Annotated in this window: 14 protein-coding genes; 10 read left to right on the top strand and 4 right to left on the bottom strand. The window is 38.3% G+C overall.

Going from position 1 to position 14,411, the window contains the following annotated elements:
* Positions 1 to 22: 22 nt before the first annotated feature.
* Entirely contained in the window at positions 23 to 445 is a 423-nt protein-coding gene (locus tag ACFX4E_RS23135; protein ID WP_028410169.1) for a DoxX family protein, read from the bottom strand.
* Positions 446 to 750: 305 nt separating this feature from the next.
* Between ACFX4E_RS23135 and ACFX4E_RS23130 the strand changes: the two genes are divergently transcribed.
* Positions 751 to 1,275: a type 1 glutamine amidotransferase domain-containing protein gene (locus ACFX4E_RS23130; protein WP_013055087.1), complete on the top strand. Its 525-nt coding sequence runs from the start codon at positions 751 to 753 to the stop codon at positions 1,273 to 1,275.
* A gap of 635 nt (positions 1,276 to 1,910) precedes the next feature.
* Complete coding sequence (locus ACFX4E_RS23125) at positions 1,911 to 2,399, top strand: DinB family protein (RefSeq protein WP_060746105.1); 489 nt, start codon at positions 1,911 to 1,913, stop codon at positions 2,397 to 2,399.
* Positions 2,400 to 2,425: 26 nt separating this feature from the next.
* Here ACFX4E_RS23125 and ACFX4E_RS23120 read toward each other — a convergent pair whose 3' ends face one another.
* Positions 2,426 to 3,178 carry a lipase family protein gene (locus ACFX4E_RS23120; RefSeq protein WP_013081488.1) on the bottom strand — a complete coding sequence of 251 codons (753 nt, stop codon included), beginning with the start codon at positions 3,176 to 3,178 and terminating at the stop codon, positions 2,426 to 2,428.
* A 254-nt stretch (positions 3,179 to 3,432) separates the two neighbouring features.
* Here ACFX4E_RS23120 and ACFX4E_RS23115 point away from each other — a divergent pair, with 254 nt between their 5' ends.
* Entirely contained in the window at positions 3,433 to 4,887 is a 1,455-nt protein-coding gene (locus ACFX4E_RS23115; RefSeq protein WP_050688464.1) for an alanine/glycine:cation symporter family protein, read from the top strand.
* A gap of 32 nt (positions 4,888 to 4,919) precedes the next feature.
* Here the strand turns inward: ACFX4E_RS23115 and ACFX4E_RS23110 are convergent, their stop codons facing one another.
* The gene (locus ACFX4E_RS23110) at positions 4,920 to 5,975 is read right to left on the bottom strand and encodes an aromatic acid exporter family protein (protein ID WP_098659203.1); all 1,056 of its coding nucleotides are present in this window, start codon (positions 5,973 to 5,975) and stop codon (positions 4,920 to 4,922) included.
* Between the two features lie 143 nt (positions 5,976 to 6,118).
* On the opposite strand from ACFX4E_RS23110, the gene ACFX4E_RS23105 reads away from it, so the two are divergent.
* Complete coding sequence (locus ACFX4E_RS23105) at positions 6,119 to 7,285, top strand: M20 family metallopeptidase (RefSeq protein ID WP_028410164.1); 1,167 nt, start codon at positions 6,119 to 6,121, stop codon at positions 7,283 to 7,285.
* A gap of 54 nt (positions 7,286 to 7,339) precedes the next feature.
* Here ACFX4E_RS23105 and ACFX4E_RS23100 read toward each other — a convergent pair whose 3' ends face one another.
* On the bottom strand, positions 7,340 to 7,795 hold the full coding sequence (locus ACFX4E_RS23100; protein ID WP_098248780.1) for a ferritin-like domain-containing protein: 456 nt from the start codon (positions 7,793 to 7,795) through the stop codon (positions 7,340 to 7,342).
* 151 nt (positions 7,796 to 7,946) lie between these two features.
* Here ACFX4E_RS23100 and corA point away from each other — a divergent pair, with 151 nt between their 5' ends.
* The 6 genes from corA (at position 7,947) to ACFX4E_RS23070 (ending at position 14,299) form a co-directional block, all read left to right on the top strand.
* On the top strand, positions 7,947 to 8,912 hold the full coding sequence (gene corA, locus ACFX4E_RS23095) for a magnesium/cobalt transporter CorA (RefSeq protein ID WP_013055095.1): 966 nt from the start codon (positions 7,947 to 7,949) through the stop codon (positions 8,910 to 8,912).
* A 154-nt stretch (positions 8,913 to 9,066) separates the two neighbouring features.
* Positions 9,067 to 10,653 (top strand): DcuS/MalK family sensor histidine kinase, encoded by a 1,587-nt coding sequence (gene dcuS / locus ACFX4E_RS23090; protein WP_060746139.1) that lies wholly within the window; start codon positions 9,067 to 9,069, stop codon positions 10,651 to 10,653.
* The gene (locus tag ACFX4E_RS23085; protein WP_025752831.1) at positions 10,646 to 11,371 is read left to right on the top strand and encodes a response regulator; all 726 of its coding nucleotides are present in this window, start codon (positions 10,646 to 10,648) and stop codon (positions 11,369 to 11,371) included. Before dcuS ends, ACFX4E_RS23085 begins: the two co-directional genes overlap by 8 nt.
* 141 nt (positions 11,372 to 11,512) lie before the next feature.
* Positions 11,513 to 12,172, top strand: coding sequence for a cobalamin B12-binding domain-containing protein (locus tag ACFX4E_RS23080; RefSeq protein WP_060746109.1), 660 nt, complete (start codon positions 11,513 to 11,515; stop codon positions 12,170 to 12,172).
* Positions 12,159 to 12,911, top strand: coding sequence for an STAS domain-containing protein (locus ACFX4E_RS23075; protein WP_028410159.1), 753 nt, complete (start codon positions 12,159 to 12,161; stop codon positions 12,909 to 12,911). Before ACFX4E_RS23080 ends, ACFX4E_RS23075 begins: the two co-directional genes overlap by 14 nt.
* A gap of 293 nt (positions 12,912 to 13,204) precedes the next feature.
* Entirely contained in the window at positions 13,205 to 14,299 is a 1,095-nt protein-coding gene (locus ACFX4E_RS23070) for an ATP-binding protein (protein ID WP_225049871.1), read from the top strand.
* Positions 14,300 to 14,411 lie beyond the last annotated feature (112 nt).

Raw genomic sequence — 14,411 nt, 5'->3', positions numbered from 1 at the left:
GAGAGTATAAGCTTTCTTTTTTTTATTTACTGCTTTCTTCTTGAAGAGAAAAGGCAGTTTCTTTCTTTTTGAATACCACTGCATCAAGAGCAAGGAACTGGCTTCCTGCAAGAAATAAGTGAGCAGACATGGCAATCAAGGCAATATCAAACTCAAACCCGCCAACAAATCCGCTTTTAAGCTTGGCTGTAAAAATGGCGCCAAGCATAACTGCCACAAATAAAGCAGCTACGACTCTTGTTGCTAGGCCAAGAATAATAAGAATCCCACCTACAAGTTCAATGGTTGCAACAATATATGCCATGAAACCAGGAATTCCTAAGCTATCGAAGAACCCTACTGTATTTTCAATCCCGCCTTGCCATTTTTGAAAGCCGTGTACTAAAAATGTAAAACCTAATACTAAACGAATAATAAGTGAACCAATTTCGACGTTTTTATTCACTTTACTTCCTCCTTTAAGTGTATTTGAAAAACACTACGTTATGTAGTGTAAAAGCCCGAAAAAATAAATGTAGCAATTAAATCAGAAAGTTTTTCTGATTTGGATAATTTTACAACATTATGAACATCACACTACACATTGTAGTGTGATGTTTGCCCCCAGTCAAGTGAAAATATAAAATTAGACCATTTGGCATACGAAAATTTTCTGAAGGGCACTTGAAAAATCCTTTAATTATGTACAAGTTAGTCCCTTATTTTCAATCTTATTCTCCAACATGCTATACTGATGGCGGAGGTGTTACGATGCGCTTAGAAAATAAAAGAGTTATTGCGCTTGTTAGTGCAGACTTTGAAGATCTAGAACTATGGTATCCAGTGATGCGTCTTCGAGAAGAAGGAGCAGAAGTACATTTAGTTGGAGAAAAAGCAAACGAAACGTACATGGGGAAATACGGTGTTCCAGCCGTATCGGACTACGCGTTTAAAGATGTTGATCCAGCTGAATATGACGCTATTTTAGTACCTGGAGGTTGGGCGCCGGATAAACTGCGCCGCTATCCTGAAGTAATTGAAATGGTTCGTCATATGGATGAACAGCAAAAGCCAATCGGCCAAATCTGCCATGCAGGATGGGTATTAATTTCTGCGAAAATCTTAGATGGCCGAAACGTAACAAGTACGCCAGGAATCAAAGATGATATGGAAAATGCGGGAGCTATTTGGCATGATGAAGCAGTCGTAATCGACGGCCACATCATTTCAAGCCGCCGCCCGCCAGACCTTCCTCCTTATGCAAAAGCATTTGCTGATGTACTAGCAGAGCAATAAGAAAAAAAGTCGAAACCATACTGGTTTTGGCTTTTTTTGTAAGGTCCGCTAAAAAAGAAATGATAAAGCAAATAAAAAACAATCATTAAAAAAGCGAGCAGATGCATCTGCTCGCTTTTGTTCGTGTTTCTTATCAGTAACTTGCTTTCTGCAAGTGTAAAAACAAAATGATTACTTTCTTTATAAAATCCATGATTACGGTTTTTGTATGTTTCGTTGTTGTTAGGGCACAATTAGCATTGATTGTGCTTGCATGGATTTCATCCATTGCCGCGGTTTGTTTTTCCACATGATCGATTAACCTAAACGACGCAAGCCCTACCTCTCTTGCATCCTTACGGCTCCGAAGCCGATCCAGTGTGAATAAGTTTTGTTCAAAGACATGTGTCGAATGCCAGTATTTTTACCTTGCATTGTACGATACATCCTTTCAAGTTACTTTCACTATGTCCAGCTCTTAAAGAAAAGCCGGAAATCTAAATATAACACCTCAGTTGATCTATGTCAAATAGAAAATGCAATTTTTTCACGTGAAACAATTGCAGCTAAAACATGGTTAAAGAAAGGGATATCTTTTTTATATGGAAGAGTTTTTTGATACGATAAGCTAGAGGAATCCTAGAGGAGGATGAAAAATGAATAAAAATGAACAGTTTCGAAATGATGTATTGAGCAGTGTAGAATCATTAACATATGAACAATTAAATCAACAGCCAGCATCTAATACGTGGAGCGTTATGCAAGTATTAGAACATTTATATTTGATGGAGCGCATGATTGTTTCACGTGTGAAAGATCAGTTAGAAAACGGTGTAGATCAGCCGACTGAAGATAAGCCGTTTCATTTAGCGGTAGACCGTGCGCGAAAAGTAGATGCACCGGCTCAAGTTACGCCTTCTAATGAAAAGCAGACATTAGAAGAAATGAAGAGTAAGCTGGCAGAATCGAGAGCGGCTTTAATAGAGCTAGAAGAAACAGCAAGTGAAGACAAGCTAAAGCAAAAATCATTTCCACACCCTGTGTTTGGGTTAATGGATTTAAAGCAGTGGATTGATTTTATTGGCTATCATGAAAAGCGTCATCAAGAACAAATAGAAGAAATCAAAACGGCAATTGGTGCATAAAAAAAACAGGCAGTCCGCCTGTTTTTTTATTTTTGGACCAAAATAGGATAATCCGACATCATCCAAATACCAACACTATATGTTTGGGGATTATGGTTCCCTACGGTAGAGCCTGTTTGAATGGTAAACGAGAGTTGCAGAGGATCTTGATCATAATAAATCGTTTGCTTGGTGGAAGGGGAATAAAGGCGCTTCGGGGGGATTTTAGGAACCGTATCCGTCGTGTTAACAAAACAGCGGCTATTTGAAACAAGATTTGTGTATGTTTGAACGAATTGAGGATCACCTACTCGAGGAGCTCCGTAGTTGTACATTGTAACTTCCGGAAAAGATGCGTTTGTGGCGACATCTAAGGCATGAAGAGCCGCGAGTGCACCACCTAGGCTATGCCCTGTTATATAAAGTGGCTTGGGGGTAAGGGACTGATACGTTTCAAAAATTTCATCACGGCATGATTCGTAAACGGCTAAAAAACCTTCGTGAACGAGACCCGCTTGTTGATTGTATGGATAAGGGCGTTGCCTAATGCGAGCATCAGCAATCCAGTCTGCCTCAGATTGAGTTCCTCGAAAGGCAATTACGATAGAGTCATCAGATTCTAAAATAAAACCAAACCATTCTTGCACCCCTACGGCAGAAGCTTTAAACGATTTAATAAGCCGGTAGCCTTCAGGTACATCAAATGTGCCTCCCTGTGCGTATTGCTTATAAGCTAAGACGCACGCGTAAAGAAGGTCTAGAGCTAAAGGACGATAAAATAAAGGCTCTATTCTCATCATTGTTTTTCACACCTTCTAATAGAAAATAACTCCTATAGCCTATGTGTTCCTGAGAAGAAAGGTGCAGATATCTCTCTTTTGAAAGCGATAATTACGGAATGTAAACGGTTTATCATTGGATGTTTTTGAGGGTTTTATAAGTTTTTTGTGTATTTTAACTAAAAACGAGTTTTAATTTAGAGTTTTATTGTTAAAATTTATAATTTAACTTATAATTTAAAATAGTCTGAATGAAAAAATAAGGGGGTTATCTTTTGGAGCAATTTGTAACGAGTTTGAATAATGTGCTATGGAGCACACCTGTTATTTATGGGTGTCTTGCGATTGGCCTGTTTTTCTCAATTTTAACGAGGTTTTTGCAGGTACGACACTTAAAAGACATGGTTATGCTGATGTTTCAGGGTAAAAGCTCAGAAGCAGGAGTTTCTTCCTTCCAGGCACTGTCTTTAGCGCTGTCGGGACGAGTTGGAACAGGAAACATTGCTGGAGTTGCAACAGCTATCGCTTTTGGAGGTCCAGGAGCTGTATTTTGGATGTGGGCAGTTGCTTTTATTGGTGCTTCTAGTGCATTCATCGAATCAACACTTGCTCAAATTTATAAAGTTAAACAAGATGGCCAATATCGAGGTGGTCCAGCGTACTACATTGAAAAAGGAACAGGGATGAAATGGTATGGCATTTTATTTGCTATTGCAGCACTTGTTGCGATGAGTATCTTAATGCCGGGCGTTCAGTCTAACTCCATCGCGCTTGGCATCGACAACGCATTCGGCGTTAGTCCAACGGTTACAGCAGTAGGATTAGTTATTATTCTTGCTTTTATTATCTTTGGAGGCGTTAAGCGTATTGCAGGGGTGGCCCAATTCGTTGTACCTTTTATGGCACTTGGGTATATTATTTTAGCTCTTATTATTATTGCCATGAACATTTCTGAGTTGCCGGGAGTTATCGCCCTTATTTTTAAAAGTGCTTTTGCATTAGATTCTGCTTTTGGAGGAATCGTTGGTTTAGCTGTTTCTTGGGGAGTTAAGCGCGGCATTTATTCAAACGAAGCAGGACAAGGAACAGGACCTCACGCAGCAGCTGCAGCAGAAGTTTCACATCCGGCGAAACAAGGCCTTGTACAAGCTTTTTCGGTTTATATTGATACACTGTTCGTTTGTTCAGCAACAGCGTTTATGATTTTATTCACAGGCATGTACAACACGGAAGGACCAGGCGGTTCATTTATTATTTCAAATTTACCAGGTGTAGAAGCAGGGCCTGGATTTACACAAGCTGCTATTGAAACAGTGTTGCCAGGGTTCGGAGCTGGCTTCGTGGCAGTAGCCCTATTCTTTTTCGCGTTTACAACGATCATGGCATATTATTACATTGCTGAAACAAATATTGCTTACCTAACTCGCGGCAAGAACGGAAAGTGGGCTATGTTTGCATTAAAGCTTGTCCTTCTAGGAGCTACGTTCTACGGGTCAGTTAAACAAGCATCACTAGCTTGGGCGTTAGGTGATGCTGGACTTGGTATCATGGTATGGCTAAATTTAATTGCTATCTTAATTTTAGCTAAGCCTGCGTTAGTTGCATTAAAAGACTATGAAGCTCAGAAAAAACAAGGGATAGATCCTGTGTTTGATCCTGTTAAGTTAGGAATTAAAAATGCAGACTACTGGGAGAAAGAATATAAAAAAGATGAGTCACAAGTTTCGTAAATAAGAAAATCCTCACATATGTGAGGATTTTTTTATGAAGAAAGTGAGACAGATGAGTTATTTAAGTTATATCGATCCTTCAAACAATGAATACGGTGCAGTTCTTCAAGCAGATGGTGAATTGCAAGCAGTTCGTACAGCATTGTTGTTTCTGTTGAAAAAGGGTGATCCCCTCTGTGTTCTTCCTGCTTATGTGCCCAAAACCTTTGTTTTAAAGTCAAAACAAGCGTTTGATGGTGCAAAGAGCTTTTATATTGTTCATTTTGTAAGACGTTATGAAAGGAAGTGAAAGTATCCCATATTACTTGATGTCTTGCACTTTGCAGCTGATGAGCAGGCAAATAAATTAAATTACCAATATGGTAGACAAGCTGTCTCATAAGAGAAAGTTTTTTATATTCATAGTGAAATTTTCTCATAGCTGTACGAGTGAAATGGTGAAACTTCCATTCTTTGCGCTGATACTCACAAAGCGTCTCAATTTTTTCAATTTCAGCAGAAAGCTGCTGAAATTGAAGCTTTGTTTGTTTATGACAAGCGTGTACTTGGGAAAGCTCACTGCCTCTTTGGTGTAAAACGCCGCCCATTTGTTTTGAGAGATTTTGAATTTTCCTCGTAATAATCGGTGTATAATTAGGAGGAAGAACGATGATATTCACGAGTGAAGAAGTGAGCAGCCCAATACTAGTGGTCGCTAAGCGAATTAAAAACGATATAAAATAATGGTCATGCACAATCGTCAGCATAGCCACTCCTGTTAGCGTAGCAACGAGTGTTCCCGCATGTAAACGTAATTTATAACAGGATATAATAGTAGAAATGGCAACAAGCATATAGGTAAGCGGCGTTACCCCTAATAGAAATGTGTAAAGCATGGCAAAAGCAGCTCCGATTGCTGAAGCAGGAAAGCGGATGAATGCTTTTTTGATAGAATCGGCAGCGGTTGGTTCAATCGTAACAATAGCTGTAATAACAGCGAGCATATAAGGCCAGCCAATGGCCTGACAAATGAGCGCAGTTAAAAAAACGGCAATGCCTGTTTTAATAATACGACCGCCTAAAAAATTGAATTTTTTTACGTTAATCATTATGCATACCTTCTTTAAAACAGTTAGTAATTTAATTATAAGGCATATTAAGGTGATAGGAAAACCCGTCTTAAAAACTAGCTTTCAAAAAACGAATAAATATACTATAATTTGTTTAAATATTTAAAAGAGGAGTACAACTAATGAAACAATTAATAAATGAAACAATCAATAAATTACAGGATACATTTTATGATGTAAGCAAATATATTGGGCAAAATCCTGAGCTTGGTCACGAAGAATTCAAAGCTTGCAAAGCATTAACGGATGTTTTAAAAGAACAAGGCTTCACAGTTGAAATTGGTACATGTGACTTACCAACGGCTTTTACCGCTGTTTATGACAGTCAAAAGCCAGGTCCGTCGATTGGGTTTATGGCTGAGTACGATGCTTTGCCGGATCTCGGACATGCATGCGGACATAACTTAATTGGAACCATGTCCATTGCAGCTGGTATTGGTCTTAGTAAAGCAGTTGCAGAAACAGGCGGCAAAGTATACGTATACGGCACGCCTGCAGAGGAAACACGAGGCGGCAAAGTGACGATGGCCGAGCAAGGTATTTTTAATCATTTAGACGTAGCTATGATGGTACATCCTTATTACTGCCACCAAAAAAGCGGACGTTCTCTTGCGATGGATGCCATTCAGTTTGAGTTCTTCGGAAAATCCGCGCACGCAGCTGCTGCTCCTCATGAAGGAATCAATGCGTTAGACGGCGTATTACAAACGTTCAACAGTATTAATGCGCTTCGCCAGCATGTGAAGCCGGATGTACGAATTCATGGAGTGATTACAGAGGGAGGCAAAGCGGCCAACGTTGTGCCTGATTATGCAGTAGCGCAATTTTATGTCCGTGCTTCAACTCGTGCATATGTAGATAAAGTGACAGAAAAAGTAAAGGCATGTGCAAATGGTGCTGCTTTAGCCACGGGAACAAAATTGAAAATCTCAAACTACGAGTTTTCTTATGATGATATGCAAACGAATCAAACATTATCCGATGTCTATACAAATAATCTCATCTCATTAGGCGTAAGTGAACAAAGCATTACAGAAGACCAAGGCGATCATGGATCTTTAGATATGGGGAATGTAAGCCAAGTTGTTCCGGCTATTCATCCTTATATTCAAATTTGTGATGATTATTTTGTTTGTCATACGCACGAATTTAGAGAAGCAGCTTTAAGTGAGCAAGGAAGAGAGGCAATGATACTCGGGGCACAAACAATGGCATTAACAGGGTATGACGTATTAACAAATCAAGCGTTGCTCCAAAAAATCAAACAAGAATTTAATGCTACCAAGTAAGAGGTAATGATAAAACCATACTAAATAATACGCTTGCCACTGCAAGCGTATTATTTAGTATGAGAAGTGGGACTGAATGGTTCGGAAAATTTGACCGTGGCGCTGTTCATCGCTCGCAGCTCGAACAATGCGGCTTTGAATTCGAGCATTTGTGATTCTTCTAGCGATTGATTGATAAAATGGAACGGTTTCTACTTCATCTTTAATGGATTCAGAGACCCCTTCTTGAAAAGTATTTGGCAGTTTTATGTTCAATGAAATCTGTGGATAGCTGCCTGATAAATCATAATAGGCTTTAGAAAACCAGTCAAAGTGTTTAATTTCATCCTGCCGAATACCTGATATAGCTTGTTGAAATTGATTATTAGGAGCCAGCTCTGCTAGGCGTGTATAGTAGTGAATAGCGGAAAACTCATCGTTTACAGCTTTGTTTATATCTCTTAGAAGCTGTTCATCTAGTCTTGTATCATCTTCCCAATATTCTTCATGCCGGGAGTAAAATTCATTCATATGGATATACCTCCTCACCGTTTTGTTCTCTTGTCGTCACCATCATCGTATGTATAGACAAGAACAGACGTACTTTAAAAGAAAAAAGTTTAACAAAATGGTAAAAAGGGTATGTGCAGAGAATAGTATCAAAAAAGACAGAGGTTATCTTATGATTAAAATTGTAGCTAAAACCAAAGAAGGAGCTATTAAAGAAATAGAAATGAATGAGATTCGTTCAAGCCATGACTTTCAATGGTATTGGGTTGATTTTTACAACCCCACCGAGGAAGAAAAAAAGCAGCTTGAACAATTTAATTTTCATCCTTTAGCAGTTGAGGACTGTTTAAATCAAGGTCAGCGGGCTAAATTTGAGTTGTATGATGAGCATTATTTTTTAGTCTATTATGCCCTTCATAAAGAAGAGCTTGAGCACTTAGAAGTATCTGCGTTTGTAGGAGATAATTTTTTAGTCACTTACCATATGGATAAGCTAACGAGCGTGGCTAGGGTGTGGGAGCTTATCAAAAAAGACCCTGAGGCTACCGAAGATGGAACATGGGATATCATGTATGAACTCTTAGATCATACCGTTGACGAATACTTCCCTGTGCTTTATAAATTTGAAGATCACATAGACGACATTGAAGACAATGCAAAAGACGAACCTATGGATGAATTAATGAGGCAGCTTTATGACATCCGAAGTGATTTGTCACGAATGCGCCGCATTTTAAACCCTATGAGAGATTTAATGTATCGTATTATGTCAACTAATGCGTTAAAAGCAAAAGAGCAGGTTCGCTATTTTAATGATATTTATGACCACCTATTAAATATGATTGAAATTATGCAAGCAAGCAGGGATTTGTCAAATGACATCCGAGAAAGCTTTATGTCCATTAACTCGGATCGTATGAACTCGATCATGTTTACGCTCACGCTTATGTCAGCTATTTTCTTACCGTTGACGTTTATTGCTGGCCTCTATGGCATGAACTTTTCATATATGCCGGAACTGACGGGGAAATATAATTATTTTATTGTACTTGGCATTATGATTGGGCTTGTAGGAGTAATGGTCTTTGCTTTTTATAAAATGGGATGGTTTAAATATCGAAAAGGACCTAAACTATAAAGTAGATTGTTAACCTTCCTGTATAAATGTTAATCAACTCAGTAAAAATGAAATTAAATAAGCGAAGATCTTATCTGACTCTAGATAAGATCTTTTTCTTGTGCTATAAACAAGAAAAGCAGGGAAGCGAGGGAAGAATGTGAAGCACGGAAGAATGGGGCTGCGAAGCATCACGGTGCTGCTTGTATGCATGGTGGTGATTCTATCGCTATTGTTAACGGATTTATTAGTTAGCAGTTCAATTGGAAAAAATATTCGGGATCAACAGGCTGAAAAAGCTCGGACTATTGCTACGATTATTTCAGAATCAACGAACGTGAAAGAAGGACTAGAGACAAAAACACCTCAGTCAATTCAAGAATTTACTAAACGAATTCGTGAAAAATCAAGCGTCTTGTTTATCGTTGTTATGGATATGAATGGAATTCGCCAATCTCACCCAGATCCTAAAAAGATAGGAAAGAGGTTTGCCGGAGGCGATGAGCAAAAATCATTGCACGGGAAATCTTATGTATCTGTATCAAAAGGAACGCTTGATAAATCTCTGCGCGCTTTTGCACCTATTTATAATGAGAAAAATCAGCAAATTGGCGCAGTAGCTGTGGGGATTTCTTTGAATAATGTAAATGAAGCAATTAGAGATGGGCATCGTCGAATTGTTTTAGGTTCATTAATTGGTTTACTTGTAGGCGTTCTTGGTGCTATTTTATTAGCGAATTACATAAAGAAAATTTTATTTGGCTTGGAACCTTCTGAAATTGCTAAAATTCTAGAAGAGAGAAGCACCATGCTGCAGTCGGTTCGTGAAGGAGTGATAGCTGTTGATAAAGAAGGTAATATTACACTTGCTAATCGTTCTGCACGCCGCTTATTTGTTAAAGCTGGGTTAGCACCAGAGCCAATCGGTTTGTCTATTCGAGAATATATGCCCACCTCCAGGTTGGACGACGTTTTGTCTACGGGGGAATCTCATTATGATGAAGAGCAAGTCATAAATGGAGTAGCCATTGTGGTTAATAGGGTTCCGCTAGTAGTAAACGAAGAGATTGTAGGGGCACTTTCTACGTTTAGGGATAAAACAGAAGTTAATATCTTAGCAGAGCAGCTAACAGGTGTTAAAATGTATGTGGAAGCGCTTCGAGCACAATCGCATGAATTTATGAATAAACTTCATGTGATTTTAGGAATGGTGCAGATGAATTATTATGATGAGCTAAAAACGTATATTCATCAGCTTGTTAATCACCGTGTCGATGAATCTAGTTCAGTGACTAAAACTATTAAAGATCATGCGTTGGCAGGGTTCCTCATGGGCAAAATGAGTTATGCTAGAGAGGAAAGCGTAGAACTGACGTTTTCCGCTGATGAAGTTATTCCAGAACCTTCAGATCCACACGTTACTCATCATCTCATTACCATTATTGGAAATTTAATTGATAATGCAATTGATTCAGTTTGTCATCAAGCCTCTAAAAAAGTGTCCGTTATGCTTGTGTATAAAAACAATAAACTTACGATTCAAGTCACGGATACAGGCTGCGGCATTCCTTCCGATACAATGAATCAGATTTTCAAGAAAGGCTTTTCTACAAAAGGCACGAGCAGAGGGTTTGGGCTGCATTTAGTAAAGCAAACGATTGATGAATTAGGTGGCCAAATCGTCATTGACTCATTTATAAATAGCGGTACCACATTCTATATTGATATTCCGTACGAAACAAGGAGAGATCAAGTTGATTAAAGTATTAATTGTTGAAGATGACCCCATGGTTGCTCAGTTTAATCAAAAGTACATTGAAGAGATAGAGGGGTTTACAGTAGTCGCTGTTGCTCATTCGGGTCATGAAGCCTTGGTGAAGGTAAATGAATATCAAGTTGATTTAGTGTTGCTTGATATCTTTATGCCCGGGCAAAATGGTTTGAGAGTTTTACAAGAGATTCGAACAAAACAAGAGGAAATAGATGTCATTTTTATCACCGCTGCTTCAGATGCCCAAACGATTCAGCAAGCTTTACGCTACGGAGCGATTGATTATTTGATTAAGCCTTTTACATTTGAACGCTTTTATCAAGCACTTTCGGCTTACAAACAAACATTTCGCACGTTAAAACAGCAACCTCAGCTTAATCAACAGGAATTGGACGGGCTGTTGTCTAATAAAAAAATAAAAGAAGCTCCGGTAGAGCCATTGCCTAAGGGTTTAACGACTGGAACATTAGAAGTTATCGTAGAAGCCATCGAGCATCTTAAAGATCACCCTTTTTCGACCGATGATGTAGCTGAAAAAACGGGAATCTCAAGAGTGTCTATTCGGAAATATTTAAAATTTCTAACAGATATAGGTCTTCTTGGAGAAAGAATGACTTACGGCACAATAGGACGTCCTGTGTATGCGTACTTATACAATGAACAAAACCGTCACTTGCTGCATCACTACCTCGTTGACTTTGAAAAATAAAGAGATTGACCTGTCAGAGACGTCCGGTGCTATTTTGTCGGTGTGAGAATATTTTACTGTAGAGTGCCAGTGAGTTAAGTGGTATGGTTGATAATAACAAAGAAAAAAAACAAGTCGTTTGACTGAAAAAGAGGTGGTTTCTTGATTGGAAGCATAGAACGCTTGACTGAATTACTGTTATCAGGGAATCAAGATGAAGCTTGGAATATTGTGTGGAAAAAAAGACAGCAGGGTTTCGATACATTTTATATTTTTCAGCAATTCATTTCAGTGTCAATGGCTCAAATCGGTATGATGTGGGAAGAAGATGAAATTTCAGTGGCTGATGAACATTTAGCTACTACTACCTGTGACTATGTTTTGTCACGCTATCAATTGTGTATAAGAGAAGAAGTTATTAAAAATGAAAAAAAAGGTCTGTTTTTGTGTATAGAAAATGAGCAGCATTTTTTAGGGTTAAAAATGATTTCCATTCTCTTTGAAGAGCACGGATGGCAGACGAAACTTTTAGGAGCAGATTCTCCGCTTTTACATGCAACGCACGCTGTGGAACAATGGAAACCTGACTTAGTAGGAATCTCGTTCAGTTTAACTCATCATATAGAAAAAGCAAATGAATATATAAAAGGATTACAAAAGACAAAACATCAGCCGCTTATTTTAGTTGGAGGCCGAGTAGTTTCAAACTATAAGTTTCCTCTTGCTCAAACAAATCAAGTTCGGTTTATTGCACAGTTAGAGGAGTTGAAAGAGTTTTTTCATTATCAATCAATTAGGGGGATTAAGGTTGTCGACTATTAAATATGCTCCGCTTCCTGTTTTTATTATGGATGAGGAAATGAATATTCTAGCGCGATCTGATGAAGCAGCCACTTTATTCGGAGAGGTTCAACATTTTTTAGAAATTGTTGACGAAGATAGTCAGATCAAAGCTAGAAAACGATTAGGGCAGAAGAAAAAAATAAAAACAGAATTAGTCATGCATTCGCGCAAAGCTAAGATGTCTCTTTATACCGTGAATTGCAAATGGGAGCAAGATAAGGCGCATGTAATATGTGTAGAGGAAGATTCTCAAATTAGAATTCTTTCAGAAAAAATCCAACAACATACAGCGCGTTTATCTGAAACAGACTTAGAACTGCTGCTGCAAAAAGAACGATTAGAAAAAGCAATGAACCGAGTTATAGAACTGTCGGGACCGTTTATTCATTTATCGAACAACATGGTGCTTATACCTCTGTTTGGCGATTTATTTGAGGAAGTCATCATGAAAAATGAACATCGGCTGCTCAGACAAATAGATGAGGAAACGGTTGATCGAGTTATCATTGACTTTAATGGAATAGGTCAAATTGATGAACGAGGTGTTGCAGCCCTAGAACATTTAATATGGGAATTTCAGCTAATGGGTGTACAGATTTATTTAACAGGTGTGACACCCGATCATAGTCAGTGGCTTCACCAGTATCATTTTCAAGCAAATGTAAAATCTATTAGTAACTTAGGTCAGGCCATTCATCAATTTTTTACAACGGCATGAAATGGCTACAAAAAGTGAACACTTCATATAAAGACAATAAGACAGGGGATCAATATTGATAAACAGGTGATTAAAATTTGGTGAAACACGCGCGTAAAGTAGCTTTAAGAATTTCAATTATATATATCATTATTGGCGCTGTATGGATCCTGATATCTGATAATATATCTAGAACATTAGCGCAAGGTCGTTTTGAAGTATATATTTTTTTTCAACAATACAAAGGTTGGTTTTTTATTTTAGCTACGGGGATTATTTTGTATGGGTTGGTATATAGGAGAGCTTATAAACTAGTGGAGTCCCAGCAAGAGCTCGTAGTGAAAGAACACGAACTTCAAACGAGCAACCAGCACTATCAATCTTTATTCAAACATAATCCCGATGGCGTTTTTGAAATAAGTAAAACGGGTGAAGTTCTTCTTGCTAATCCAGAAGGTGAAGCAATCGTTGGATACTCCAGTGAAGAATTGCAAAAGATGAAACCTTCAGCTCTTATCGCAGCTGAAGAGTTTGATATGTGTAAAGAGTATTTTAAAGAAGTGCTGAATGGAAAAGGTGCTAAGTTCGAAATGAATGTGATCAATAGAAAGAGAGAAAGACGGTTGCTGAGGTGTTCTTTGCTTCCCATTATCGTTCATAAGCAGGTAGTAGGTGTATTTATGATTGCACGCGATATTACTACATACCGTCAAGATGAAGAGCTTATGATAACCTCGGAAAAAATGTCGGTTATTGGACAAATGGCAGGTGCCGTCGCACATGAAATTAGAAACCCGCTTACTTCTTTAAAAGGTTTTGTACAGGTTATGCAAGCCTCTAAGGAAACAAATGACACATATTTAGATATCATGATGTCTGAAATCGACCGCATCAACTTAATCTCCAGTGAAATGCTCATTCTTGGAAAAAAGCAGCATGTATCTTTTGAAAAGACCAATTTATGCGAGATTTTAAAACAAGTTATTACCCTAATGGAAGCGCAGGCCAATTTAAATAATGTTTCTATTTTATTGAAAGAAACAACAAAAAGGCCTATTTATGTTTCGGCTGATGCAAATCAGTTGAAACAAGTGTTCATCAATGTGATCAAAAACGGTGTAGAAGCTATTATGGAGAAAGGTCATATTACAATAACAGTTGAAGAAAAAGATACACGAGCATTGATTCACTTTGAAGACAATGGAATTGGAATGAGTCAAGAGAGGATTGAACAAGTAGGAACGCCGTTTTATTCTACAAAAGAAGCTGGAACGGGCTTAGGGCTGGCCGTGTGTTACAAAATCATGGAGCGTCATCAAGGTACCATGCATTTTAAAAGCGGTAAAGGAAAAGGGACAACGGTTACTATTGATATGCCAATTATAGAACGAAACAGCCGCCTCTCGTAGTTCAGAGAGGCGGCTGTTTTCGTGAAAAAGAGAAAGTAAGCAGCTGAGCCCTTTGGTCTGGATCCATATAGGACATAAAACCTCCTTCTTATACAAGTTTTCGTCCATAATA

This window comes from Priestia sp. YIM B13491 (assembly GCF_042787605.1).
In the GTDB taxonomy this organism is placed as follows: domain Bacteria; phylum Bacillota; class Bacilli; order Bacillales; family Bacillaceae_H; genus Priestia; species Priestia megaterium_E.
Note: the sequence above shows the minus strand (reverse complement) of the source record. Positions and strands in the feature narration are given on the sequence as shown.

Bases quoted from the DNA above. Each gene is read 5' to 3' on its own strand.
- ACFX4E_RS23130 (WP_013055087.1), top strand. From the start codon at position 751: ATGCGCTTAGAAAATAAAAGAGTTATTGCGCTTGTTAGTGCAGACTTT.
- ACFX4E_RS23125 (WP_060746105.1), top strand. From the start codon at position 1,911: ATGAATAAAAATGAACAGTTTCGAAATGATGTATTGAGCAGTGTAGAA.
- ACFX4E_RS23120 (WP_013081488.1), bottom strand. From the start codon at position 3,178: ATGATGAGAATAGAGCCTTTATTTTATCGTCCTTTAGCTCTAGACCTT.
- ACFX4E_RS23110 (WP_098659203.1), bottom strand. From the start codon at position 5,975: ATGATTAACGTAAAAAAATTCAATTTTTTAGGCGGTCGTATTATTAAA.
- ACFX4E_RS23105 (WP_028410164.1), top strand. From the start codon at position 6,119: ATGAAACAATTAATAAATGAAACAATCAATAAATTACAGGATACATTT.
- ACFX4E_RS23100 (WP_098248780.1), bottom strand. From the start codon at position 7,795: ATGAATGAATTTTACTCCCGGCATGAAGAATATTGGGAAGATGATACA.
- corA (WP_013055095.1), top strand. From the start codon at position 7,947: ATGATTAAAATTGTAGCTAAAACCAAAGAAGGAGCTATTAAAGAAATA.
- dcuS (WP_060746139.1), top strand. From the start codon at position 9,067: ATGGGGCTGCGAAGCATCACGGTGCTGCTTGTATGCATGGTGGTGATT.